A 24,648-nucleotide genomic window follows, 5' to 3' on the forward strand; every position below is an offset into this window, starting at 1 on the left:
GGTGGGGGTGGGGGTGGGGGGTGGGCAGCGGTCGGGGAGGGTCACCTCGCCCGGGTGGTGGTCGAAGGTGTTGAGCGTGAACCACTCGTCCAGCTCGGGGTCGAAGAGGTTCTGCAGGCCGAACTGGAGCACCTGCCACCACCGGCTCGGGTCGCGCTGGTCGACGTAGATGTCGCCGAGCGCCAGCGGGAACCGGAAGAACTCCCCCGGCACGGTCGAGCCGCCGACCACTCCCACCCGCCAGTGGTCCACGTGCCGGTCGTCCGCACCCTGCAGGATCTCCGGCCCGACATAGCGGGACGTCTTCAGCTTGTCGTTGAAGATCTGCCGGTTGAAGAACCCGGGCACCTTGCTGCACGGGCGCGGCGGAAACAGCGGGATGTTCGGCCACTTGTAGGTGAGCGTGTAGAGCGTGTTCTCGTAGATCAGGTTCGTGAACCAGATGGGGTGCTCGGGGCCGCCGGCGACCATCTGACTGTTGCCGTCGCGGCCCTGCCAGCTGAACGGCACGTCGATGCCGAGGTCGCGCACGACGTACCGGCCGGTGCCCCGGAAGTCGGCCGGGAGCAGCGGTGGGCGCGGCTCGCGCGGCACGGGGGCCACGTCGCCGTCCGCCCGGGCCGCGCGCGGCGGCGCGGCGGCCGGGCCGGGCGCGACCACGCCGAGGGCCAACAGCGCGCCGGCCACCGCCGCAACCACAACCCGAGGTGTACGCCTCGACGCCATCAGCCCTCCGTCAGTGTCGACAGTGGCCGACGCCCCGCCCGCGCCCGCCTCGGGCGAAGCGTAGGGGCAGGGCAAACGTGAGAACGGGCGGAACGGATGGCCTCCACCGGACGGGTGACGCACCCTGCGGACCTGATCGGGACGCTGGCGAACCAGCTCCGCCGGCTCCGACCCGACGTCAGCGAGAACTGCTCCTCCCGGTGAGCGAGGCGCCCCGGGCCTTGGTCAACTCGTGGTCCAGGAAGGCGGGGTGTCGGGGCGCTCGGGACACCCCAGCTTCCAGGAACCCGAGTCGATCAACGCGCACGCCGGCCCGGGACCAGCAATCGGTCCCGGGCCGGTGTTCACGCGAACCCTGCCTACTTGATCAGCTTCCAGGGGCCGTTCGGGTCGCCCGGCTCCTGGCCGCGCGTCCACCACTTCGCCTCGTAGACGTGGCCCTTGAAGGACACCCGGTCGCCGGCCGTGTACACCTTGGTCAGCGTCCAGGCGGCCGGGCTGTTGTCCGGCGGGGTCGGGGCGATCTCCTCCCAGGACCCGTTGCGGTCACCCGGCTTCTGGTTGCGGGTGTACCACTGGGCCCGCCACTTCCTACCGTCGTACATGGCGAACTCGCCCGAGTTGAAGATCCGCGACGCGGTCCAGATCGCGGTGCCGTCCTCGGTCATGGCGATTTCCTGCCACGCGCCGTTGGCGTCCGCGCCCGGCTTCTGGTTCTTCGTGTACCAGGAGGCCCGGAACACCCGGCCCTGGTAGGTCACCCGGTCGCCGTCGTTGTAGACCGTCGACGAACTCCACTGCGCCGGCAGGTTCACCGTCAGGGTGGCGGTGGCCTCGACCGCGGTCAGGTGGTCGTCACCCGGGTACGACGCGGTCAGCGCGTGCTGGCCGCCGGCCAGGCCCACCGGCAGGGTGAACGTCGCCGTGCCGTTGGTCAGCGTGGCCGAGCCGCGAACGGTCGTACCCTCGCGCAACTCCACCGCGCCGGTGACCGGCGTGCTGCCGGCCGCGACCTTGACGGTCACCGTCGCCGCCGTGCCCCAGGCGGTCGGGGTGGCGGTGACGGTCATCGTCGGGACCCGCTTGGCGGTCGTGAACACCGCCGGCTGGGCCACCGCCTCGCCGCCGTCGGCGCTCTTCGCCGACACGATCCAGCCGTACGAGGTGCCCGGCAGGAGCTTGTCCCACGTCGTCGTGGCCACGTCGTTCGAGGTCACCTCGTCGGTGCCGATCGTGCCGGCCGGCACGTACGCGGCGAGCGAGTCGGTGGTGAACGACGTCTTGCGGGTGGTGAGGTCCACCGGCAGGGTCAGGTTGTCCTCCGCGCCGTTGTAGCGCGGCTTGGGCTGGCTGCCGTCCTGGCGGATGTCGTACTCGGTCGCCCCGAAGTTCTTCAGGAACGGCGAGTACGTGTCGATGTGCATCTCGGCCCGGTCCACGTCGAACTGGAGCAGCCGCAGGAAGCTCGCGCCGAACTGCAACCGGTCGGTGGCCTTGTGGTCCGGCGTGCCGTCGCCGTTGACATCGATGGTGCCGTCGGCGGCGACCTGGTTCGGCCACAGCTCGGCGGCGGCGACCGTGTAGAACTGGTAGTCGGCCAGCAGTTCGACGACGTCGTGGCTGACCGTCACCCCGATCTTCGACTTCAGGTTGGTGCCGACGCCATGCTCGTGCCCGGCGAGTACCAGGAACACGTTCGGGTTGGCCTCGACGACCTGCTTGAACAGCGGCGAGCCGTCCGGGGCGGAGAAGTCCGCGCCGCGACCGTCGGGGTTGGCCGACGGCTTCAGGTAGTCGTGCGAGAGCAGGATCCCGTTGCGGTCCTTGTACCGCTTGAAGATCGAGTCAGCCCACTTGGCCTCGGCCGGCGTGACGCCGTACGACAGGCCGACCGCCACGAAGTCCAGGCCACCGGCGGAGAACAGCAGGTAGTTGTTCTGGTTGTCCCTACCCGGCGTGACCGAGCCGTCGGCGTTCGTCCGCTCGTCCCAGGCGTGGTACTCGGTGCCCTTCGGCCAGGCCTTCGCCGTCCCGTAGTACCGGTCGGCGCTGAAGGTCCGGCTGAACCGGGAGTCGGGGCCGGTCTCGGCGCCCAGTTGGTCGTCGTGGTTGCCCGCGATGACCTGGTTGACGACACCGTTGTCGTCGAGGATCTTCTGGAAGCCCGAGGCGGTGGCGAGTTCCTTCTGCACCTGCTCGTGCAGACCGGGCCGCTTCAGCGAGCCGTCCGGGTTCTTCGCCAGCGGGTCGTAGTAGTCGTTCTCGATGACGTCACCGGTGTGTGCCGCGTACGCGATCTTGCGGCTGTTTGCGTTGTCGGCGATCCACTGCATCTGGTCGCGGTACGCGGCCGACCAGATCGCCTGCTCCTCGGCGGTCTCGACGTCCGAGGGCTCGGCGTTGCCGTCGAAGTCGTCGTACGTGCCGCCGGCCGCGCCCTCGGTGACGTACTGGGTGTCGGTGAAGTGCGCCAACGAGAAGTCGTACGACGCGGGGTCCTCGAAGCGGTCCTTGTCGTTCTGCGCCGTCGCGTCGCGCGGCGACAGATCATCGGCGAACGGGTCCTCGCCGGTGACCAGCACGTGCACGACACCGCCGTCGCGGTAGCCCGCCTCGACCGGCGCGGTCAGGACGGTGTCCTGCCCGGCCTTCCCCCGGGAACTGGTGAGCACGACCCACTTTCCGGTGGCCGGGTTCCAGGCCCGCAGCGCCACGATCCGCGCCGGGTCGATGCTGCCCGACCAGCGCAGCGTCGGCTCCTGCTTGGTGGCGCCCAACGGCAGGTCGTACCGCTGGAAGACCACCCCACGGCTGGACGGGCTGTCGATGGTCGAACCGTCGAGCGGACGCAGCGAGGTGACGTCCACGCTCCGGTCATGCTGGACGTCGAGCGTGGTCGGCACGTCGGCCGCCTCGCCCTGGTAACCCTTGGTCGGCAGGACGACGTCGGCCTTGGTGAAGGTCGCGGTCAGCCCGACACCCTCGGTGCCAGGAATCCGGGCGGACAGCTCCGCCGAGAGCGGGTCGGTGTTCTTGATCGTGGCGTTCAGCTCGGTCGGGACGTCCGGGATGCTCGCGCTGCTGAAGCGCACCTCGCGGGTCGCGGTGTTGCCGAGCGCGTCGGTCGCCGTCATCGCGATGGTGTGTTCGCCGGCCGGCAGGCCGTGACCGATCTGGTCGCCCTGCTTCACGGCCGCGCCGTCGAGCGTGAGAGTCGGCGTGCCGACCACGCCGCTGGCGTCCTTGACGCTGACGTCGAGCGCCACCGTCGACGTCAGCCGCTGGCCGGCTGCCGGAACGCTGCTCGCGATCTCCGGGGCGGTGTTGTCGGTGGTGAACCGCCGCGTCGAGGTCTTGTCGCCGACGACCGCCTTGATGGTGTGGGCGCCGTCCGCGATCGTCGCGGTGTCCACGTCGGCGCGCTTGCCCAGCGCCGGCAGCGCCGAGCCGTCCTGGGCGGTGACGTCGAACAGCACCATCGTGGTGAGGACGCCGTTGAAGCTGCTGCCGCAGGTGCCATCACCGAGGTACGTGGTCACGGGCGAGCCGGCCGGGTAGGTGGCAGAGCCGATGGTGACCGTGGTCTGCGCGACCGAGCGGGTCAGCTGAGTGGCCTTCGCGCCGCTGGGCAGGAGTTCGAAGTCCCGCAGGGTGAAGTCGTCGTAGTTGTCGCAGCCGGCCGGCTTGGCGCTGCCGTGGTCGCTGCCCGCCACGAACTCCAGGGCGTTGACGCCCGGCACCAGCCACTCGTTCGGGAAGGCGAGGTCGGCGACCTCCTTCTCCCACATCCCGATCTCCAGCGGGATGCCGTTGACCAGCACCTTGTTGTCGTACCCGTTGTCGCTGCCGTTGCCACCGACGAACATCTTCAGGTGCGCGTCGCCGGCGGCGGCGAGGGTGTCGACGGTGCGCGTGGTCGGCGCGTCCGCGACGGTGAAGTGGAACTCGGCGTCCTTGTTCGCACCGCAGGTGCCGTCGCCGAGCGCCAGGGACGCGGCGGTCGTCTCCGCCTTCGTCACGGTCGTGCCGCTGGTGGTGACCAGGTACGTGGTGCCGGCAGTCACCGTGCCCGCCGTGCTCAGCGTGAGGCTGGTGGCCTCCCGGGTGAGCTTGAAGTCGTCGTGGTTGGCGCAGGTAGCACCGTTGAGCGTGCCGTTGTAGTCGCCGGTGCGCACCTGTACGACGTTGTCGCCGAGGTGCAGGAACCGGTTCGGGAACGCCAGCTTCACGGCCTCTGCGCCGAGCGCGCCGTAGTCGCCGCCGAGGTCGACGCGGTGGCCGTTGACCAGCGCGTAGTTCTGGTAGCGGGCCTCGACCGAGTTGCCGGCCTCGACCGCGAGGCCGAGGGTGGCGGTGCCGGCGGCCAGCATCTCCGCGTTCTCGGCCGGCTTGTCGTCGATGGCGAGCGACTCGACGCTGTCCTTGCCGGCGGACGCGAGCGCGGCGATGACCGGCTGCGTTCCGCGTACGCGGGCACCGTCCCCGGGGGTGACCACCGCCGCGCCGGCCGGGGCGTTGTTGACGTCGACCGTGACGCTCGTCTTCGCGCCCGACAGGCTCGTCGCGCTGACGGTGTGCGTACCGTTGGTGAGCTTCGTGGTGTCGAGGTCGGTACGCAGGCCGGACGTGCTGCCCGGGGTGCCGGAGATGACGAAGGTGAGGTCCTGGTTGAGCAGCTTCGCCGAACTGCCGCAGGTGCCGTCGCCGAAGTTGTAGCTGAACAGGTTCTGCTCGCCGTCGGCGACCACGCCGAGCAGGCTGAGACTGATGCTGCTCAGCGCGTAGTCGTCGTAGTTGGGGCAGCGGCCACCCTCACCGTTCGGCAGCTCCTGGTAGCCGACGGCGGTCTTCGTGGTGGTGTCGACCCAGTTCGCTCCGGCGTGGACCGAAACGGTGTTAGCGCCCGGCTTGAGCCAGTCGCCCGGGAAGTCGAGGGTGCCGACCCTCCCGCCCGGGACGTCCGGGAAGTAGACCCGGTCGGCCTCGGCCGTGTGTCCGTTGACGGTCAGGTAGTTGCGGTAGCGGGCCTCGGTGCCGTTGCCGCCCATCTCGAACGCGAAGTGGGCGGTGCCCGCGGTCTTCTCGGCGCTGATCTTGTCGCCGTCGACGGCGAGCATGGTCACCGAGTCGTTCTCGGTGACCGGCTCGACGACGACGGGCACCTTGCCCTCGACGTTCTGCCCGTCGCTCAGGTTGATCAGCGGCGTGGTGGCGCTGGCCGGCACGGCCTCCGCTCCGGCCAACGCCGGATGCAGGGTCGTCGCCGGTCCGGCGATGAGAATGAGCGCCATCGCGGACAGCAGTCCGCGTGTTCGCTTCCGGCGCGCACGTCTGTCGTGCGTCATGGCGGGGTTTCTCCTTTGTTGGGTGCGAGGAACCGCCGACGCCGTGGGTGCCGACTGCGGCGGGCAGAGGGGCCGCCCTGATGGCGGCCGGTATCAGGACGACGGTCGGACGCGGGTGACCCGTCGGCGACGTAGCTGGCGTCGCAGCAACGACCCGACGGCCCCGACGAGCAGCAGCGGGCCGACGCTCATGACGAGCCGCCGGGTGGTGCTCTGGGCGTGGCCCGTCCCGCCGGTGGCAGCCGCTGGCGGGGGCACGTCGCCGAGCAGCCAGTCGTGGGAGTACTCGTCGGTGCCGTACACCTGGCGTTTGCCCTTGGGCCCGGTCGCCACGGTGCGGTACGCGGGGTCGAGGTCGGTCAGCATCCGGACCTCGACGCGGGCGATGCCGACGGCACCCCAGCAGGTGTAGTCGACGTCCACACCGGAGGCGGCGAGGTCGCCCGCCTTTTTGACGGTGCCGGCGCACGCCCGACCGGCGTTGCTGACGGTCATCTGCTTGAGCAGGTAGTCGGCGAACGGCTTAGATCCGGCGAGGATCGTCGCGTCCTTGTCCCGGGTGTCGACAGCCCCGTCGAGCAGGACACGGTCCTGCGGCAAAAGGCCGAGGTGGACGCCGAGCACTGTCAGCTCGTCGACGCCGCCGGGCTTCCACGTCAGGTGGACCACGTCGGGGCGGGCCGCGTCCGCCGCAACGGTGACGGTCTGCGGATAGCCGTACGGGTGGGCGTCAGCGGGGACCGCCAGGGCGAGCAGGGTGAGGGTGAACGCCGCCGAGATCACGACACGGCGGGGCCACCGAGCGGTTGCGGGCATGCCAGCGCTCCGGTCTACAGGTGCTGTGGCACGCCGGTGGGCGCGGCCGTTCAGTGACCCTGCCGGCCGTTGGCGAACTCACCAGGCGAGCTTGATGAGAAACGGGCGCAGCGGGGGTGAACAGTTAGTTGATCAACTGTGCGGTGCGTACGTTGACCAGTGCGTCCGGGAGGTTGGCCGATCAAGACAGCGGGATCGCCTTGACTGAAAGAGCGACTGGCCGCCGCATGGTGGTCCTCACAGCGTCGAGGAATGCTTCTGCGACAACAGTTGGCCGGGGAAGACGAGCCGACAGGACGGCGGCAATTCGCTTCTCTCGGAAGGCTGGGCCGAAGCTGCGTCCCAGACTTCACCAACCGCCCGGACCAGGTCTACAACGTCAGGTACCGCTCGGGCGCCGCGAGACCTGCTGCCTCCCCAGGCCACCTCACGCCACCCACCTTCGGGAGTCCGCCGCTCGGAGTTTACTAGTGGGCACAGTCGCTCCTGTAGCGCGTGCTCAAGCGCCAGCCCGACAACGTCAGGGCCGAGATTCTCGGCGAGGGGCCGAGCCTGAGGAAGCTCGGGCCAGGCCACGACCAGAACCTTGTGCCAGATCTCGGGCGGGAAAGTGTTGGGAAGGTGATGGCTTTCTCCCACCGCCAAGTCACGCAACCGCGGTTCTGCCTTGGTGGTCTGGCCGATATACAGCAGTCCCCAGCGCAACCAGACTCCATAGACCACCGGGCCCACGAGTGCCGGCTGGTCGTCAGTAGAACCCACCAACGCTTCGCCAAGACGGTGGGCGAAGCTGTACCTACCGCGCCGCCATGACCTCGCTGTCGCCTGCTCAGAGGTGAGCCGGTGCATGGCCTCCATCCACGCGTAGAAGGCATCATCGCTATAGCTACTGTCGTCGTCGGACAACGATGCCTCATCTCCTTGATCAGGCCAGCCATTCCGGTCACTCGTAGCCTGTGCGCTGCCCAGAGGCAGCTTTAAGGCTTAAGGCGTTGTGCCAGCCCCCGGACCGTGCCCGAACTAGGAAGCCGGCCAGCGCGCGTCAGCGCCGGGTGGTCTCCGCGACGAAGACGCCGCGACCCGGACGGCCGACCAGTACGCCCTGCTCCCGCAACGTCGCGACCGCCCGCTGGATCGTCGAGTGCGAAACATCGTAGGAGTCGGCGAGCGCGCGACCCGAAGGCAACTGGCTCCCAGGCGGATACGTACCGTCCTTGATCTTGCCTCGCAGGTCGTCTAGCAGCTCGTCCATGGTGGGCGGGATAGGCACGATGCGGCCCCTTGCAGTCGGTTGGCCCACCCAGTATTGATCCACCCCCTCGACGTAGGCAATGCATGTACTGAAAGAGGTGATGGTGGTGACATAGCTGGAGGTGATGATGGTTCGGCAAAAGAGGATGGAGCAGTACTTGACGTAGGTGATGCTGCATCGGTAGCGTCACTGTCGGTGATGCGGTGCTGCTGCGGTCGGTTGGCGCCTCTCGTACCGGTCTCGCATCGCCGCCGAGACCCCACCCTCCGCGCTCCCCCGGCGCGGCCCTGCTGCCGTACCGCCGATCGAGGCTGCGGTCGCAGGGTGGGGCGGTCTCCGCCGCCCGCAACCGGCGGAGGCCGCCCCCTCCACTTCGACGCGACCCGACGAAGGGCGGTCCCCCGTGCGCGACCTGATCCGCCGGCTGCTGAACCGACGCGAAGAAAGACCACCGACGGCAGCAAGCCAAGACCGATGACCGAGCGCTGGGTGATCCACCTGCCGGTGACCGCGCCCGACCTGTTCCGGGCCCGGATTTTCGCCCGTACCGCCGCCCGCGTGCTGGCCCGGCTCAGCGCCCACGTCGAGCCGGGCGGGGTGACCGTGTCGGCCGAGGACCAGCAGTGCGTACGCCACTGGGTCTTCTGCGACCAGCGACTACCCGCCGGCGGCCGTTGTGCCCTACCGCCCGACCACACCGCGCCCTGCTCGCGACGCGCGCCCCGGCGCCGCGCACTCTTCCAAAAATGATCAAGAGGTTTGCGTCACCGATCAGCTTTCCGGTGACGCAAACCTCTTGATCAACACGCTCAAGTTGATCAACACGCGCAAGCTGCCCGGCAGCCCCGGGACGTCAGGCTGCGCGGAACGCTACCCAGGCGTCGCTCATTCGGTCGGCCTGGCCGGGGGTGAACATGTCCATGCAGGAGTCCTGCGTGTAGTCCATGAAGTTGTGGATCGGGTCCAGGCCGGGCGCGGTGCAGGAGTCCGCGCCGACCGGGCAGTCGAACTGCGGGGCTGCCTCGCGGGGGGTGTCCGCGACGAAGTCGCCGGACGCCGAGCAGCCGTGCGCGAAGGTGTGCTCCAGCATCAGCCAGTGCCCGACCTCGTGGGTCAGCGTGTCACCGAGGGCGTACTTGCCGGCCGTGCCGCCCGGCATCGACTCGTCGAGCATCACCACGCCGTCGATGTAGTCGCGGCCGTTGTTGTAGCCCTTCGGGAAGTACGCCCAGCCGAGGAGCCCGCCGCCGATGTTGGCCGCGTACACGTTCAGGGTCTCCGAGTCGCCGGTGTAGAGCGCCTTCTTCATGTCGCGCTCGTTCTTGCCCGGCTCGACCGTGTACCAGGCGCTGTTCACCGTCCACGTCGTGTCGACGAGATCGAACCGGAACGGCGTGTCGGAGGCGTCCGCCGACGTGCGGCCCGCGTACGAGTCGTTGAGGACCGTCATCTGTGCCGCGATGAGGGTCTTCCAGCGGGCCGTCTCGGCGGCGGTGAAGGGGTGGTCGGAGACCATGTGGAAGACCGTCGGCACGGTGACGCTGCCGTTGGGCAGACGCGGCGCATCCTTGATCACGCCGTAGGCGTTGGCCTCGTTCTTCGAGTACAGCTCCGGCTCTTTGGCCGTTGCGCCCTCGGTGACCCGGGCGGCGCTCTGCTCGCCGGCGCAGGCCGCGACGCCCGGGGACGCGGTCGCGGGAGCGGCGGTGGCCAGCGCCCCGGACGCGCCGCCGGACGCCAAAAACGTGGCGGCGCTGGCGGCGAGAACCGCCAGTCGGAAGGGGGATCTGCTCTGCATCGGTGCACCTTTCGGTGAGGGAGCGGTGCGGGTTCGACGATGCCGTCGCATCGGTATGAGAACACGTCGACGACATCGACAAAAGCCCCTCTGAGCAGGGAATATGCCGATGTAACGGAACCTGATCCGCCAGCGCTGATTGGGTCGCTCCGCGCGACTGCGGGCATGCCCGCGCCACCCGTCGCTGACCGTCCACACAGTGCGGGCCTCGACCACTAGGCTGCTGATCCGGCACGCAGTGGCGATGCCAGGACGGGGGCGGCGAATGAACGCCGAAGATCGCATCGAACGGGCCCAAAAGCTCTACGAACAGGCCGTGTACGGCGGCGATGCCCGCGTACTGGCCGACGCCGAACGCGACCTGGACGCGGTGGAGGCCGACGCCGCGTTGGCCCGTGGGCGGATCCTGCATGCGCGGTATCTCGACGAACGCGCCCGGGGCGACACGTCGCCCGTCGAGGACCCGGCGGAACTGCCGTTGTTCGAGCGTGCGAACGAGCTGTACCAGGCCCTCGCCGACACCCGCGGCCAGGCCGAGGCGCTGTTCTGGATCGGCTGCCTGCACCAGGTCATCCGGCGCGACAACGAGACCGCCGTCCCGCACCTGGAAAGGTCCCGCCAACTGGCGGCGCAGGCCGGCGACAGGTCGACCGAAGCCGAGGCACTGCGCCACCTGGGCATCGCGGCACACGTGGCCGGGCGTCTCGATGAGGCGCGCGAGCGGCTGGAGGAGTCGTCTCGGCTGCGCCAAGAGATCGGAGCGCTGCCGGGTGTGGCCGCCAACATGGTCGGGCTGGCCTACGTCGCCGCCGCCCAGGACCGCCACGCGGACGCGCTCGCGACCCTCGACGAGGCGGACGCCATCGCGCAGGCGCACGGCGCCCATGCCGTCGTGCGCCAGATCGAAGAAGCGAGAACGCAGATCTAGATCAGAGGATTCGGGTGACGTGCTCGGCGGCGACGACCGCGTCCCGTCGGGCCGGGTCGAGGTTGGCGCTGATGACCACCGACGCGCCGGCCGAGAGCGGCGCGAGCAGCCACTTCAGTGGCTGCTCGTGCTCGGCCGCGTCGACCAGCAACCGGTCCCCGGCGCGCAGGTCGAGCATTCCGGCGACCTCCCGGGCGAGCGCACCCCACTGTCCGTAGGTCGTGCCGTCCGCGCTCGCCGGGTCCGACGGGCGGATCGCGGTGTGGTCGGGCGTGACGTCCGGGTGGCGAAGCACCTCGGCGGACCAGTCCAACCAGCCCAGCGGCACGTCGGCGAGCCGGCCCGGCCCGGTGCCGACCAGGTAGCGGTGCGGCGCGTCCGGCACGTCCTCCAACCAGTCGTCCTGGCGTTCCGGCGTCACGAAGACCGCGTCGAACGGCCGGTCGCCGCCGGGCTCCAGCACCGGCAGGCCCGCCGTGGCACGCGGCCGGAACGACACCGCCAGGCCGCACGCCCACGCCCCCAACAACACCGCGGCGGTACGCCAGTGCGGCGGCAGTAACACCGCTACGCGGCTGCCGGGGCCGAGCCCGCAGCCGTCCCGCAGCAGGCTCGCGCTGCGCGCGGACCAGGCGCCGACCTGCTGGGCGGTGAGGTCGACGCGCTCGCCGGTCGCCTCGTCCCGGTAGCTGAGCAGCGGGCTCTCGATGGCGGTGGGCGGGACCGTCAGGTCGGCCGTGGCGTGTGGCTGCATCCGCGTGCTCCCGGTGGTGACGACGTCCGCACCACCCTACGCAACGACTTTGGTCACCGTGGCCATCGGCCGATGGCCGTAGCGGCTAGCCGGCTGGCTCGCGCACGGTGACCGGCGACCCCCGACCGAGCCGCCGAGGAGCATCCGTGCCGACCGAACCCGACCGTGCCGACCGTCCGCCGCTGCGCCGCCGGCTCGTGCCGGTGGTGGCGTTGCTGCTGCTCGCGCCCTGGGCGGCCGAGTGCTCGTGGGGCGGCTTCGCCATCGACGACTTCCTCCCGGTGATCATCGCCCTGGGCCCGATGTACGGCGGGGCGGCGATCCTGATCCGGGAGGCCGCCCGACGCCTAGGCGCGGGATGGCCGGCGATCGTGCTGCTCGCCGCCGCGTTCGGCGTCCTGCAGGCCGGTCTGGTGGACCAGTCGCTGTTCAATCCCGGCTACCTCGACGACACCCAGTACGCCGACACCCGCGCCGCCGCCGAGGCGTCGCTGGTGCCGGGGCTCGGGTTCAGCCTCCGGCAGGCGTACGACTACGTCGGCAACCACATCCTGCTGACCATCTGCGCGCCGATCGTGTTCGTCGAGTCGTTCCTCGGCGCGAAGCGGCGGCATCGGCCGTGGCTCGGGCGACCCGGGCTCGCGGTGGTCGGCGTGCTCTACCTGCTCGGCAGCCTGCTGGTCTTCACCTCGCCCGAGGGCCGCAAGAACTTCCTGGCCAGCCCGCTGCAACTGAGCTTCGCCACGGCGGTCGTCCTCGCCCTGGTCGCGGTGGCCCTGCTGCCCCGCTGGCGTCGTACCCGTCCGCGTCGCGCCCGGCGGGTGCCGCACCCGCTCTGGGTCGGCCTACTGGTCGTCGTCGCCCACCTCTTCACCGACCCGACGCCCGGCTGGCCGGGGGTGCTCGTCGCGCTAACGGTCGCGGCAGCGGTCGGCGCGCTGGTCGTGTACTGGTCGGGGAGCGAACGCTGGGATCAGCGGCACGTGCTCGCCGCCGCCTCAGCGAACGTGGTCAGCGCCGCCGCGTTCGCGTACCTGGTGCCGCCGTACTCCCCGGCGAGCCCGGCAGCGGCCCTGGCCGGCGACGTGGCGGTCACCGTCGTCACCCTGGCCCTGGTCGGCGGCGCGTGGTGGCGGCTGCGCCCTGCCACGTCCGGCCCGGCGTCCACCATCGTGGACGCCGGGCCACCCGCCGCTATTCCGAGATCATGACGACGTCGGTCGGGCGTTCGACCTTCACCTCGACGCCGTAGTCGAACAACGCGAGCGTCGAGGTGACCGTCCCCCGGTCCAGCCGGCCCTTCGCCGTCGACTCCCAGGTGACGGTGAGCGCCACCGTCGCGATCCGGCCGTCGCGATCCAGCGTGACGTCACCGGTCGTGCCGGTCGACCCGTCCCGGGCCGCCGTCGTGTACGTGAAGTGCAGGCTGCCGTCCGGGTTCTCGGTGACCGTCGCGTTCGCGCTCTTCAGCGCGGCGAACAGGGCAGCCGGGTCGGGTGCGACGGCGCCCAGCACGGCGTTCCCGTCGCCCTGCAGCGCGAGGCGGTCGTATTTACCGGGGTGCTGCCCGTAGCGGCCGTACGTCTCGCCCGGTCCCTTGTCGGGCGGCAGCTCGCCCTGCGGCCGTTCCGCGCCCTCGTACCGGGTGCCGTCGATCAGCAGCTCGGTCTGGATCGAGTCGTCGTGCGGAACCCGGACGTACCCCGTGGCGGTCCTCGGGTCGAACGCACCCTCGTAGGTCAGCCCGCCCGGCCCCGAGTTGTCCAGGCGCATCCGGTAGCTGATGTTCTCGCTGGCGGTGGCCGCCGAGACCAGGCGCAGCGCCGGCGAGACCTGCTCCGGACGCGCGGCCCGGGCGGTGACGCCGGGACGCTCGGGTGGGGCGTTCGTCGTCACCGTGACGGCGGTGCCGACACCCAACGCCAGCAGCGCGCAGGTCGTACCCGCCAGGGCGGTGGCCCGACGGCGGCGACCCCGCCGACCGCGCTCGAGCAGCGCCGGCACGTCCGGGGCGGAATCCGGTTCGCCGTCCACGAGGTCGTGTAGTCCGCGTACCAGTCGGTCGTCGATGTCGTTCATGACTGTCACCTGCTCACCGAGTCGAAGGATCTGTTCAGGAGGTGTCGCAACGCGCCCAACGCCCGGGCGTTCTGGCTCTTGACGGTGCCCAGCGAGCAACCCAGGATCTGAGCGACCTCGCGCTCGCTCAGGTCCTCGTAGTGGCGCAGCACCACGACCGCGCGTTGCTTCGCCGGCAGCGCCAGCAGCGCCCGGCGCAGGACGTCGGCGTCGGGGTCGCTGCCGCCACCCGGGGCGGCCCGGTCGGGAACGTCCGCGACGAGGCTCTCGCGGCGGCGGCGCCGCCAGATCGAGGTGTGGTTGTTGACCAGCGCCCGGCGAAGGTAGGCGTGCGGGTCGTCGAGTCGGGACAGCCGCCGCCACCGCTCGTAGACCCGGACCAGGCTGTCCTGGAGCAACTCCTCGGCCCGCCAGCGGTCGCCGCAGAGCAGCATGGCCAGCCGGATATGTCGCTCCCACGCCACCTCGACGAACGCGACGTAGGACCGGTCCGTCGCGGACAGAGGATTCTGTTGGTCGGTCACGCCCCTACCACGCAGCGGGCCCGCAGAAGGTTGTCGCGGCGGCCACCCTTCGCAGGCCGGACGGTGCTCAGAACTGGTCGCGGGCCCGGGCGCCGGCCTGGATGAGCCGGTCCAGAACCGCGCGAGCACCGGCGAGCTGGTCGATGGACGTGGTGATCCGATCGCGCTCCACCGCGAGAGCGTCGAGGAGCTCGGGGCAGGTGGGAGCCAGCACGGTGGCGTCATCCGGGATGCAGGGAAGGATCTCGGCGATCGCTGCGGTGTTCAAGCCGGCGGACAACAACAGTTGGATGTGCCGCACCGCCCGCAGCGCCTGGGAGTCGTAGTGGCGGTAACCGCTCGCGAGACGGGCCGGCTGCAGGAGGCCCTGCTCCTCGTAGTACCGCAGGGCGCGGGGGGTGGTGCCCGCCTCCCGCGCCAGTTCGCTGATCCGCACCCCGACAGCAGATCAGGGCTTGACCTTCACGTCAACGTCAAGGTTTAGCGTCGTCGCCGTGACCCACCGCAACCTGGACGATCAGTCCGCCGCCGTCGCCGTCCTGGGGCTCGGCCCGATGGGCCGGGCGCTGGCCGCCGCGTCGCTCGCCGCCGGCCACCCCACCGTGCTCTGGAACCGCTCACCCGCCAAGGCGTCCGCGCTGGTGGCCCGGGGGGCGATCCTCGCTCCGACGGTGGCCGACGCCGTAGACCGGGCATCCGTCGTCATCGCCTGCGTCATCAACTACGAGGCGGTCCGCGCCGTGCTGTCGGGGCTCGAACGCCCGCCGAGCGGAACATTCGTCAACCTCAGCAGCGGACACGCCGCCGAGGCACGGGAGATGGCGGGCTGGGCAGCGCAGCGGAATGTCAACTACCTCGACGGCGCCATCTTGACGCCCGCGCCCACCATCGGGACACCGGCCGCGACGATTCTCTACAGCGGTCCGCGAACCCTCTTCGACGAGAGTCTTCCCTGGCTGGAGAGCTTCGGCGGATCCAGCGCCTACCTCGGCGCGGACGCCGGCACGGCGGCGGCGTACGAGATGGCGCTGCTCGACCTGTTCGCCATGTCCGTCGGCGGGCTCGCGCACGCCTTCGCCCTGGCCAGCACCGAAGGTATCGCCCCGACCGCGTTCGCTCGCTTCGCCAGAGGAATCGGTGGCCTGTTGCCCGACATGGCCGACCGGTTCGCCGACCAACTCACGTCCGGGGCCTTCGCCGCCGACATCTCCACCATCGCGTCGGCCGGCTCGGCGATCGGCCACGTCCGGGACGCCGCGGCCGCACGCGGTGTCGACCCCACGCCGCTACAGGCCGTGCAATCGATCATCGAACGGGCCATCGCGGCGGGCCACGGAGGCGACAGCTACGCCCGGCTGGCCCAGTCGCTCGTACCAGCCGATCCGGCGGAGGCGGCACGATGATCACGGTCAGCGGCGACTAAACGCCGTCGCAGCGGCTGACGTCGCTTCAGCGCTTCGCCCGCTGTTCACGTCGCGGCAAGCTGACGCTCCCCGGCGAGTGCCAGCCTCCGAGCGGGTACGAACCGACGGAGGAAGTCCTTGACACTCAGAAGAACACTCACCGCGCTGACCGCGGCCGGTGTGGCTGCCGCCAGCCTGACCGGGGCCACCCCCGCCACGGCCGGCGTACACCACCACCCGGGACCGGCACTCGCCTTTGACCGGGTCGCCACGTACCCGGTCTTCCAGAACCGCCCGGCCGGCGAGGACCCCGCGACCGCGACGGTCGCCGAGATCTCGACGGTCAGCGAGGACGGCCGCACCCTGATCTACACCGATGCGCTGGCCCGGCGCATCGGCTTCCTGGACATCTCCCGGTCGGACCGGCCACAGGGCCTCGGCACGCTCTCGCTGGCGCAGCTCGGCGACGCCGAGGACGAGCCCACCTCGGTGACCGTGGTCGGCCGGTACGTGCTGGTGGTGGTGAACACCAGCAGCAGCTACACCGAGCCGTCCGGCCGACTCGACGTGATCGAGCTGGCAACTCGCCAGCGGGTGACGAGCTTCGACCTCGGCGGTCAGCCCGACTCGATCGCGGTCAGCAAGGACAAGCGGTACGCCGCGATCGCCATCGAGAACGAGCGCGACGAGGAGGCCACCCCGCCGGGCGGCGAGGAGGGCGACCTTCCCCAGGCGCCCGCCGGCTTCGTGCAGGTCGTCGACCTGACCGGGAAGTCCCCGGCCGGGTGGCGGCTGCGACCGGTCGCGCTCACCGGTGCCGACGGCAGCGCGCTGCCCGCGCTTGTCCACGCCGGGCTGGCCGCGCCGACCGACCCGGAGCCGGAGTACGTCTCGATCAACGGCCGGAACGAGCTGGCCGTGACGCTTCAGGAGAACAACGGCGTCGCCCTGATCGACCTGCCCACCGGCCGGATCACCAAGGTGTTCAGCGCGGGCACCGCCACGATCAGCGGGGTCGACACCACGAAGGACGGTGTCATCGACCTGACCGGCAGCATCACCGACGTCCCGCGCGAGCCGGACGCGGTGGCCTGGGTCGACGACCGCTACCTGGCCACGGCCAACGAGGGTGACTGGCACGGCGGCACGCGTGGCTGGTCGGTCTTCGACAGCCGGACCGGGCGGGTCGCCTGGGACGCCGGCAACACCTTCGAGCGGCTCGCCGTCACGTACGGGCTGCACAACGAGGACCGGGCCGGCAAGAAGGGCACCGAGCCGGAGGGCGTGGCCGTCGCCGAGTACGACGGCGTGCGGTACGCCTTCGTCGGCTCGGAGCGCAGCAACTTCGTCGCCGTGTACGAACTGGGCGACCCCACCCGGCCGGTGTTCCGGCAGATCCTGCCGACCACCAACGGACCGGAGGGCCTGCTGCCCATCCCGTCGCGCGGCCTGCTCGCCGTCTCCAGCGAGACGGACGACGCGTCGGTCAACGTCCGGGCATCGGTGTCTCTCTTCCGGATCGGCAGGGGCACCACGGCCTTCCCGAGCATCGTCTCCGCGTCGGAGGAGTCAGGCGCTCCGATCGGGTGGGGCGCACTCGGCGCGTTGAGCGCAGTGCCGGGTAAGCGGGACCAGCTCTACAGCGTCACCGACGCTGCGTACAGCCAGACCCGGATCCTCACCATCGACGCGAAGCGCACGCCCGCCGTGATCACCGGTGCGCTGCCGGTGCGGGACGCGGCCGGCACGCCGGTCGGATACGACGCGGAGGGCATCTTCGCCCGCCCGCAGGGCGGCTTCTGGCTCGCCGTCGAGGGTGCCAAGGGCACGGAGAACAGGCTGGTCCGGCTCGACGCTGCCGGGGTGACCCGGCAGAGCGTCGCGCTGCCCGCCGAGGTCGCTGCCGGCCTGGGCAAGCAGGGCCTGGAGGGCGTCACGGCGACGACCGACCGGCAGGGCCGGGAGATCGTCTGGGTGGCCGTGCAGCGGGAGCTGAGCACCGACCCGGCCGGCATCGTGCGTCTCGGCCGGTACGACGTCACGGCGGGCACGTGGAGCTGGTTCGGCTACCAGTTGGAGAGCACCACCGTGCCGGGCGACTGGATGGGGCTCTCCGAGATCACCGTGGTCGGCGATCGGTTGGCGGTCATCGAGCGGGACAAGCTCAACGGCCCGGCCGCCACGGTGAAGCGGATCTACACCGTGCCGCTGCCGGTCGCGGCGGCGACCGGCCCGTTGACCGTGCTCCCGAAGAAACTCGCCGTCGACGTGCTGCCCGCGCTCCGGGCCACCAACGGTTGGACCCAGGAGAAACTGGAGGGTCTGACCGTGTCCGGCAACGGCGAGGTGTACGCGATCACCGACAACGACGGGGTCAAGGACGCCACCGGCGAGACGGTGCTCCTGCGCCTCGGCGCGAGCCGGAAGGTCTTCGGCCAAAAGTGACCGCCGACCGCCCGGCGCCCCTCGAACAGGCGGGCGCCGGGCGGCGCGGTGTTGTCACGAGCACGCGGCGAACGGCCGGTCGAAGCCCTCGTTATCGTTGACCACATCCCGACGGCCATGTTCATCCGCACTCTCTTCGGGATGGGCCCGTGGCAGAAGCGAGATGCTCCATGATCCGTCCCGACGTGTCGAAACTCCGCGCAGATGCGCGGCGGCGAGCCGCAAACCGTCCCCCAGGCCCCGCGTTGACCAAGGTCGAAGATCTCCGTGGACCGAACGGGATCGTTCTGCGCCACTACCGGCCCTCCGAGCGGGCGCGGCCGCTGGTTGTCTTTGCCCACGGTGGCGGCTTCGTCCTGGGTGACCTGGACACCCATGACCGAACCTGTCGCCGCATCGCGGACGCGTGCGACGTCGAGGTGTTGGCCGTCGACTACCGGCGTGGGCCGGAGCATCCCTACCCTGCGGCCATCGAGGACGTGGTGTCGGTGCTCCGTTGGGCGCGACCGGCAGCGGTTGCCGGGGACAGTGCCGGCGGCTACCTGGCGACCATGGCCTGCCTGCGGCTGCGCGACGCGGGCGATCCCCTGCCCGCCCTTCAGGTCCTGATCTGCCCGAACACCGACCTGACGCTCTCACAGGCCAGCATCGTGGAAATGGGCAACGGTCACGCGCTTGATGCCGACTTCCTCGCCTGGGCCATTACGCAGTGGACGCCCGACCCTGTCGATCGCGCGCCCGCCAGCCCCTTGCTGGCAGCAGACCTGCACGGCATGCCCGATGCGCTCATCGTGACCGCCGAGGACGACGCGCTGCGAGATGAAGGCGATGCCTACGCCCACCGGTTGGCGCAGGCCGGGGCACGGGTGGTGCACTGGCAGGAGGCCGGCCTGGAGCACGGCTTCATCCAGAACACGGACCCGGCATCGGCAGAGGCGGCCGCCCAGAACCGGTTGTTCGACGAACTCGCCGCGCTGATCCGCGGACAGCCCGACCCGCCGCACGGGAACTGAACTGCCGATGTTGACCTGCCACAAGCGGACGTCCTGAAGGGCTGGTCTCAGTCGGGCAGTTCCGGGCCGCCGTCGAGCAGCGCGGCCAGCAGGTCGCCGTACTCCTCGACCCGGTCCAGGACCTCGGCGGCGGTGAACTGGCGGACGGCCGGTTTCCGGCCGCGCCCGCCGGCCTCGACCTCGTCCCAGGTCAGCGGCGTCGATACCGACGGCACCGACTGCGCCCGCAGGGAGTACGGCGCGACGGTGGTCTTCGCCGCGTTGTTCTGGCTCCAGTCGATGAAGACCTTGCCCGGACGAAGGTTCTTCGCCATCTTCGACACGATCAGCTTCGGGTGCGCCTTCTCCAACTCCTGCGCGATCCGACGCGCGTAGGCGGAGACGTCGTCGGCCGACTGGGTGCCGGCGATCGGGCAGCAGAGCTGCATGCCCTTCTTGCCGGACGTCTTCGGGTACGAGTCGATGCCGTCGTCGGCGAGCCGGTCGCGCATCAGCACCGCCACCGGGCAGCACTCGGCGAGGCCGGCCGGCGGTCCCGGGTCCAGGTCGACCACCATCATGTCCGGGTGCTCGCCGACCTTCCACTGCGGCGTGTGCAGTTCCAGCGCGGCGAGGTTGGCCAGCCAGACCAGGGTGGGCAGGTCGTCGGCGACGACGTAGTCGATGGTCTCCCGACCCTTCGTCGACCCGGGCGCGGGCAGCGTCTCGACGCGTACCCAGTCGGGGGTCACGGCCGGTTTGTTCTTCTCGAAGAAGGACTTGTCGTCCACCCCGTTCGGAAAGCGGATGCGGGTGACCGGCCGGTCGGCCAGGTGCGGCAGCAGCACCGGCGAGATCCGGGTGTAGTAGTCGATCACCTCGCCCTTGGTGAAGCCGACCGCCGGATAGAGGACCTTGTCCAGGTTGGACAGCTCCAACGCGCGGCCCTCGACGTCCACCCGCAGCTTCTCAGCCGGCATCGTCGACCTCCTCCGGCGGCTTGTCCGGGCGCAACCGCAGCACCCGGGGGAAGCGCAGCCGGCCGTCGGGGGTGCGCTGGCCGTACTTCACCTCCACCACCACCCGGGGTGCTACCCAGATGGCCCCCCGGGCATCCTCGCGCGGCACGCCCGCCGCGAACGGTGACGCGCCGGTACGCAGCGGCTCCAGCTCGGCGAGCAGCTGCCGTTCGATGGCCGCGCCGATCCCGCCGCCGACCCGACCACGGTAGGTCAGCCGGCCGTCCGGGCCGGGCACCCCGACCAGCAGCCCGCCGATGCGACGCGCGCCCGGCCGCCAGCCCCCGACGACGAAGTCGCCGGTCACCTCCAGTTTGACCTTCACCCAGTCCGGCGAGCGAACCCCGGGGCGGTAGACGGCGCCGACCCGCTTGGCCATCACGCCCTCCAGACCGTGCTCCCCGGCGGCCTCGTAGGTGGCCGGGCCGTCGGCGAACACCGGCGGCACCGCCCACCGCGCGCCGCCGAGCGCGAGCGCGTCCAGGGCCTCCCGGCGACGCTCGTACGACCAGCCGGTCAGATCGTCGCCGTTCAGGCGCAGCAGATCGAAGATCATGTACGTCACCGGCATCACCGCCGCCAGCCGGGCGGCCTTGGCGTGGTCCCGGACGTGCATCCGCTCGGCCAACGCGGTGAACGACGGCTGCCCACCCTCGCCCAGCAGCACCACCTCGCCGTCGAGCAGCGCGTCGTCGACCTGCGAGGACAGGGCGGCCAGTTCGGGGTACGCGGCGGTGATCTCCACGCCGGAGCGGGCATACAGGTGTTGGGCACCGCCGGAGATGTTGGCGAGCGCCCGGACCCCGTCCCACTTGAACTCGTACGCCCAGCCGTCACCCGCCGGGAGCGGCCCGGTCATCGCGAGCATCGGCTTGAGCGGCGCGCCGGGCACGACCCGACTGTAGTAGCAGGCCGAACACCTCGCGTGGAGTTCCTGCGGATGCGAGCATGGTCGATATCGGGGAAGGGAGCGCAGGATGCGTGCCATCTGGAAGGGAGCCGTGTCGTTCGGGCTCGTCTCGATCGGGGTGAAGCTCTACTCGGCGACCGAGGAGAAGGACATTCGGTTCCACCAGGTGCACCGCGAGGACGGCGGTCGCATCCGCTACAAGCGCACCTGCTCGGTCTGCGGCGAGGAGGTCACCTACGACGACATCGCCAAGGGCTACGACATCGGCGGCGGCGAGATGGTGATCCTCACCGACGAGGACTTCGCCGACCTGCCGCTGACCAGCTCCCGGGCGATCGACGTGCTGGAGTTCGTCCCCGCCGAGCAGGTCGACCCGATCCTCTACAACAAGGCCTACTACCTGGAGCCGGAGGGCACGGCCACCAAGCCGTACGTGCTGCTGCGGGACGCGCTTCTCGACTCGGAGCGGGTGGCCATCGTCAAGGTCGCGCTGCGCCAGCGGGAGCAGTTGGCGACCCTGCGGGTCCGCGAAGGTGTGCTGCTGCTCAACACGATGCTCTGGCCGGACGAGATCCGTACCCCCGAGTTCGGATTCCTCGACGAGGACCTCAAGGTGCGTCCGCCGGAGCTGGCGATGGCCAGCTCCCTGATCGACTCGATGACCGGGGAGTTCGAGCCGGACGTCTTCACCGACGACTACCGGGCCGCGTTGCAGGAGGTCATCGACGCCAAGGTGGAGGGTCGGGAGGTCGTCCAGCCGGAGGAGGTCGAGGAGGCCCCAGCCGCGGCGGTGGACCTGATGGCCGCGCTGAAGGCCTCGGTGGACCGGGCCCGGGCGGCGCGCGGCGAGCAGCCCGCGCGGGGTGGCGGCGGCGAGCCGACGCCCATCTCGTCGGCCCGGTCGGCGCAGAAGGCGGCCGAGAAGAAGGCCGCCAAGGCGCCCGCGAAGAAGACCGCGACGAAGAAGACCGCCGAGAAGAAGGCGGCCGAGCCGGCGAAGAAGACCGCCACCAAGAAGACCGCAGCGAAGAAGGCCGAGCCCGCGAAGAAGACCGCCGCGCGCAAGACCGCACCCCGCAAGAGCGCCTGAGGTACGCGGCACCGACGGTGTCCGCCGGACCGGGTACGCTCCGCCGGCCGTCGGCCACCGGAGGAGCCCCCATGCCGCACACCCCTGACCTGGACCGGTTGTTGACGCCCGGGGCGCGTTTCACCGACGAACACGGCGCGTACCTCGTCGAGGCCCATCCGCTGGGCGACGTCGTACTGCCGACCGGCCGGGTCGTCGGGTGCGATCCGCTGGTCGTACCGGAGGCCGAGCCGTACACGGTGACCGTCGCGCCGGGGCGGTATCCCGGCCGCGCCTGGGTGGCCGTGGTTTTGCGGGAGGACGCCGAGGTGGACCGGCGGGTGGCCGCACTGGAACTGGTGATCCGCGCCGAGCCGACGACCCGCTGGGAGCAGGCCGTGGTGGGCGACCAGGACGTCGCCGCGCTCGGCGCCGACGACTACTTCGGGTACGGCGTGGACGCCGGTGCCGGCACGCTCGCCGACCCGACCGCGCTCGCCGCCCTGGAAAGCTGGGACGAGGAGCGGATCGAGGACGTCTTCATCCCCGCCGGGCTGCCCTCGTCGCCGGTTCCAGGGCTGATCACGGCGGTGCTGGACGAGGCCACCGGCGCGAACATCGTCACGGTCGCCACGGGCTGGGGCGACGGCTGCTACGGCACCTGGATCGGGCGGACCGCCGACGGGAGGGTCACCTCGTTCGTGACCGACTTCATGGTGGTCCCGGAGTAACGTCCCGCAGACGGCGTTTCTGGGCAATCCGAGTCGTCCGGGGCGGGCACAGCGGGCCGCCGGGCGGGTACCGTGTGCGTCGGCTTTCCCCCCGGCACCGGGTGCCGGCCACACCTTCGCAGCAGGGAGTCGACGACGTGAGCGAGCGCACGCAGGAGAACCGGTCGGAGGGCCAGAGCCCGGCGACGAAGGCGGGGCGGCGGCTGGCCGCCCAGTTGGCGGCGCAGAAGGCGGCCGAGGCGAAGCGCCGCCGCCAGGCCTGGGCCGGCGGAATCGTCGGTGTCGCCGTGATGGCGCTGCTCATCGGCGGTTTCGTCTGGATCGACAAGAACCGGGACGACAAGCCCAGCAACGCCTCCGGCGCCAACCCGTCCGCCTCCGCCGCGGCACCGGACGCCCCCACCGCGCCGCCCGCGCCGCAGCTTCCCGAGGGCGCGGACCCGGCGTTGGGCAGCAAGCCGACGGTGAAGGCGGGCACGGGCGAGCTGAAGAAGCTCACGGTCACCCCGATGATCAAGGGCACCGGCCCGGCGGTCAAGAAGGGGCAGAACATCACCACCAACTACGTGGGCGTCTTCTACAAGGACGGCAAGGAGTTCGACTCGTCCTGGAACGCCGGCCAGCCGGCCACCTTCCCGATCGGCGTGGGCCAGGTCATCCCCGGCTGGGACCAGGGTCTGGTCGGTGTGACCGTGGGCAGCCGGGTGCAGCTCGACATCCCGGGCGAGCTGGCGTACGGCAACGACGAGGCCAAGGCGGGCGGTCGGCCGACCGGTCCGCTGCGCTTCGTGGTGGACGTGCTCGCCGCCCAGTGACCCGTCCGGATCGCCCCGGTTGTCACCCCGGCGCGATGGCTTTGTTCACATGGGGCTTCCTGCCCGTCACCCTCCGGCAGTAGGTTCGGCGTCACCCCGGGCGGCCGCAGTCCGGGGTGACGACGCGGACGCGGGACGGTGGAGGTACCTGTGACGGCGCTGGAGGATCTCGGGCGTACCACCCGGGTGATGTGGACGTACTTCGAGCCGGTGCATGCGGTCACCTACTTCCACCCTCGGGCCCGCGCCGCGTACGAGGCGGTCGGGCTGCGCGGCTACTGGCGGGGCTACTTCGCCGGCCGGGCCGCGCCGCTGGGCGCCGCCGAGGCCCCTCCGGTCGTCGCCGCCTTCTTCAGCTTCGCACCGCCGATGGTGAGCCGGGCCCTGCCGGCGGTGTGGCGGCTGGCCACCCCGCCGGAGGCGCTGCGCGCCCGGCTGACCGGCGCGGTGCAGGCCCTCGCGGAGCTGACCTACGAGCTGCCCGAGGGGCACCTGGCCGAGGCCGCCGACCTGCTGGAGCGGGCCGCCTCGGCGGCGCAGACCGCCGGTCGGGTGCTCGGGGCGGCCAACGCGGCGCTGCCGGTCGGGGAGTACCCCCTCGCCCGGCTCTGGCAGGCCGCCACCACGCTGCGGGAGCTGCGCGGCGACGGACACACCGCCGCCCTGGTGGCTGCCGGCCTGGACCCGGTGGAGGTGCTGGCCTGGCGCGTCGCGGTGGACATGTCGGCCCAGAGCCTGCTCGGCCGGGGCTGGTCCGAGGAGCAGTGGCGGGCCGCCCGCGAGCGGCTGACGCGGCGCGGCTGGCTGGCCGGGGACGGCACCCCCACCGACGCCGGCCATGCCGAATTCCAGGCGATCGAGGACGCCACCGACCGGTCCGCCGGGCATCCGTGGCAGACGCTCGGCGCGGGCGACACCGACCGCCTTCGGGAGCTGCTGGAACCCTTGGCCCGGTCCTGCCACACGGTGATCCCGCCCGACAGCCCGATCGGGCTGCCCGCGCTGGCCGGCTGACCGTGGGTCCCGCCGTCGGGCAGGATGG

Annotated in this window: 22 protein-coding genes; 10 read left to right on the plus strand and 12 right to left on the minus strand. The window is 71.0% G+C overall.

Features of this window, described 5'->3' with window-relative positions; all coding sequences use genetic code 11:
* The 5 genes from AB0J36_RS31295 to AB0J36_RS31315 all read right to left on the minus strand — a co-directional run.
* Nucleotides 1-699, minus strand: a 699-nt coding sequence (locus AB0J36_RS31295; RefSeq protein WP_363661474.1) for a hypothetical protein, incomplete at its 3' end; no start/stop codon positions are given.
* A 386-nt stretch (nt 700-1,085) separates the two neighbouring features.
* Nucleotides 1,086-6,071 (minus strand): carbohydrate-binding protein, encoded by a 4,986-nt coding sequence (locus tag AB0J36_RS31300; protein ID WP_363661475.1) that lies wholly within the window; start codon nt 6,069-6,071, stop codon nt 1,086-1,088.
* Nucleotides 6,072-6,164: 93 nt separating this feature from the next.
* Nucleotides 6,165-6,887, minus strand: coding sequence for a hypothetical protein (locus tag AB0J36_RS31305; RefSeq protein ID WP_363661476.1), 723 nt, complete (start codon nt 6,885-6,887; stop codon nt 6,165-6,167).
* Between the two features lie 237 nt (nt 6,888-7,124).
* Complete coding sequence (locus AB0J36_RS31310) at nt 7,125-7,793, minus strand: hypothetical protein (RefSeq protein ID WP_363661477.1); 669 nt, start codon at nt 7,791-7,793, stop codon at nt 7,125-7,127.
* A 136-nt stretch (nt 7,794-7,929) separates the two neighbouring features.
* Nucleotides 7,930-8,139 carry a winged helix-turn-helix domain-containing protein gene (locus AB0J36_RS31315; protein WP_363661478.1) on the minus strand — a complete coding sequence of 70 codons (210 nt, stop codon included), beginning with the start codon at nt 8,137-8,139 and terminating at the stop codon, nt 7,930-7,932.
* 474 nt (nt 8,140-8,613) lie between these two features.
* Here AB0J36_RS31315 and AB0J36_RS31320 point away from each other — a divergent pair, with 474 nt between their 5' ends.
* A complete protein-coding gene (locus AB0J36_RS31320) occupies nt 8,614-8,889 on the plus strand; it encodes a hypothetical protein (protein ID WP_357393054.1) in 276 nt (91 codons plus the stop codon).
* A gap of 103 nt (nt 8,890-8,992) precedes the next feature.
* On the opposite strand, the gene AB0J36_RS31325 is transcribed toward AB0J36_RS31320, so the two are convergent.
* Nucleotides 8,993-9,937: a zinc metalloprotease gene (locus tag AB0J36_RS31325; RefSeq protein ID WP_363661479.1), complete on the minus strand. Its 945-nt coding sequence runs from the start codon at nt 9,935-9,937 to the stop codon at nt 8,993-8,995.
* A gap of 199 nt (nt 9,938-10,136) precedes the next feature.
* Between AB0J36_RS31325 and AB0J36_RS31330 the strand changes: the two genes are divergently transcribed.
* A complete protein-coding gene (locus AB0J36_RS31330; protein WP_357393050.1) occupies nt 10,137-10,865 on the plus strand; it encodes a tetratricopeptide repeat protein in 729 nt (242 codons plus the stop codon).
* A gap of 1 nt (nt 10,866) precedes the next feature.
* On the opposite strand, the gene AB0J36_RS31335 is transcribed toward AB0J36_RS31330, so the two are convergent.
* Nucleotides 10,867-11,619, minus strand: coding sequence for a TIGR03089 family protein (locus AB0J36_RS31335; protein WP_363661480.1), 753 nt, complete (start codon nt 11,617-11,619; stop codon nt 10,867-10,869).
* Nucleotides 11,620-11,765: 146 nt separating this feature from the next.
* Here AB0J36_RS31335 and AB0J36_RS31340 point away from each other — a divergent pair, with 146 nt between their 5' ends.
* Nucleotides 11,766-12,830, plus strand: coding sequence for a hypothetical protein (locus AB0J36_RS31340; RefSeq protein ID WP_363661481.1), 1,065 nt, complete (start codon nt 11,766-11,768; stop codon nt 12,828-12,830).
* Here AB0J36_RS31340 and AB0J36_RS31345 read toward each other — a convergent pair.
* The 3 genes from AB0J36_RS31345 to AB0J36_RS31355 form a co-directional block, all read right to left on the minus strand.
* Nucleotides 12,814-13,698: a hypothetical protein gene (locus tag AB0J36_RS31345; RefSeq protein ID WP_363661482.1), complete on the minus strand. Its 885-nt coding sequence runs from the start codon at nt 13,696-13,698 to the stop codon at nt 12,814-12,816. The two genes, AB0J36_RS31340 and AB0J36_RS31345, sit on opposite strands and share 17 nt — an antisense overlap.
* Nucleotides 13,699-13,703: 5 nt before the next feature.
* Complete coding sequence (locus AB0J36_RS31350) at nt 13,704-14,222, minus strand: SigE family RNA polymerase sigma factor (protein WP_357123825.1); 519 nt, start codon at nt 14,220-14,222, stop codon at nt 13,704-13,706.
* A gap of 67 nt (nt 14,223-14,289) precedes the next feature.
* Entirely contained in the window at nt 14,290-14,658 is a 369-nt protein-coding gene (locus tag AB0J36_RS31355) for a MerR family transcriptional regulator (RefSeq protein ID WP_357123822.1), read from the minus strand.
* 58 nt (nt 14,659-14,716) lie between these two features.
* Here AB0J36_RS31355 and AB0J36_RS31360 point away from each other — a divergent pair, with 58 nt between their 5' ends.
* From AB0J36_RS31360 to AB0J36_RS31370, 3 genes are all read left to right on the plus strand, one after another.
* Nucleotides 14,717-15,625: an NAD(P)-binding domain-containing protein gene (locus AB0J36_RS31360; RefSeq protein WP_363661483.1), complete on the plus strand. Its 909-nt coding sequence runs from the start codon at nt 14,717-14,719 to the stop codon at nt 15,623-15,625.
* A 138-nt stretch (nt 15,626-15,763) separates the two neighbouring features.
* A complete protein-coding gene (locus tag AB0J36_RS31365; protein ID WP_363661484.1) occupies nt 15,764-18,070 on the plus strand; it encodes an esterase-like activity of phytase family protein in 2,307 nt (768 codons plus the stop codon).
* Between the two features lie 245 nt (nt 18,071-18,315).
* Entirely contained in the window at nt 18,316-19,083 is a 768-nt protein-coding gene (locus tag AB0J36_RS31370) for an alpha/beta hydrolase (RefSeq protein WP_363661485.1), read from the plus strand.
* A 47-nt stretch (nt 19,084-19,130) separates the two neighbouring features.
* On the opposite strand, the gene ligD (AB0J36_RS31375) is transcribed toward AB0J36_RS31370, so the two are convergent.
* The gene (ligD, locus tag AB0J36_RS31375; RefSeq protein WP_363661486.1) at nt 19,131-20,042 is read right to left on the minus strand and encodes a non-homologous end-joining DNA ligase; all 912 of its coding nucleotides are present in this window, start codon (nt 20,040-20,042) and stop codon (nt 19,131-19,133) included.
* On the minus strand, nt 20,032-20,973 hold the full coding sequence (ligD, locus tag AB0J36_RS31380; protein ID WP_357393040.1) for a non-homologous end-joining DNA ligase: 942 nt from the start codon (nt 20,971-20,973) through the stop codon (nt 20,032-20,034). Before ligD (AB0J36_RS31380) ends, ligD (AB0J36_RS31375) begins: the two co-directional genes overlap by 11 nt.
* 85 nt (nt 20,974-21,058) lie before the next feature.
* Here ligD (AB0J36_RS31380) and AB0J36_RS31385 point away from each other — a divergent pair, with 85 nt between their 5' ends.
* From AB0J36_RS31385 to AB0J36_RS31400, 4 genes are all read left to right on the plus strand, one after another.
* Nucleotides 21,059-22,081: a Ku protein gene (locus AB0J36_RS31385; protein ID WP_363661487.1), complete on the plus strand. Its 1,023-nt coding sequence runs from the start codon at nt 21,059-21,061 to the stop codon at nt 22,079-22,081.
* Nucleotides 22,082-22,152: 71 nt separating this feature from the next.
* Nucleotides 22,153-22,791, plus strand: a complete 639-nt coding sequence (locus AB0J36_RS31390) for a DUF4241 domain-containing protein (protein ID WP_357123801.1) — start codon at nt 22,153-22,155, stop codon at nt 22,789-22,791.
* Nucleotides 22,792-22,892: 101 nt separating this feature from the next.
* The gene (locus AB0J36_RS31395; protein WP_357393116.1) at nt 22,893-23,606 is read left to right on the plus strand and encodes an FKBP-type peptidyl-prolyl cis-trans isomerase; all 714 of its coding nucleotides are present in this window, start codon (nt 22,893-22,895) and stop codon (nt 23,604-23,606) included.
* Between the two features lie 189 nt (nt 23,607-23,795).
* Nucleotides 23,796-24,620 carry a hypothetical protein gene (locus tag AB0J36_RS31400; RefSeq protein ID WP_357124655.1) on the plus strand — a complete coding sequence of 275 codons (825 nt, stop codon included), beginning with the start codon at nt 23,796-23,798 and terminating at the stop codon, nt 24,618-24,620.
* Nucleotides 24,621-24,648: the final 28 nt, after the last annotated feature.

The organism is Micromonospora sp. NPDC049662, assembly GCF_040675055.1.
In the GTDB taxonomy this organism is placed as follows: Bacteria; Actinomycetota; Actinomycetes; order Mycobacteriales; family Micromonosporaceae; genus Micromonospora.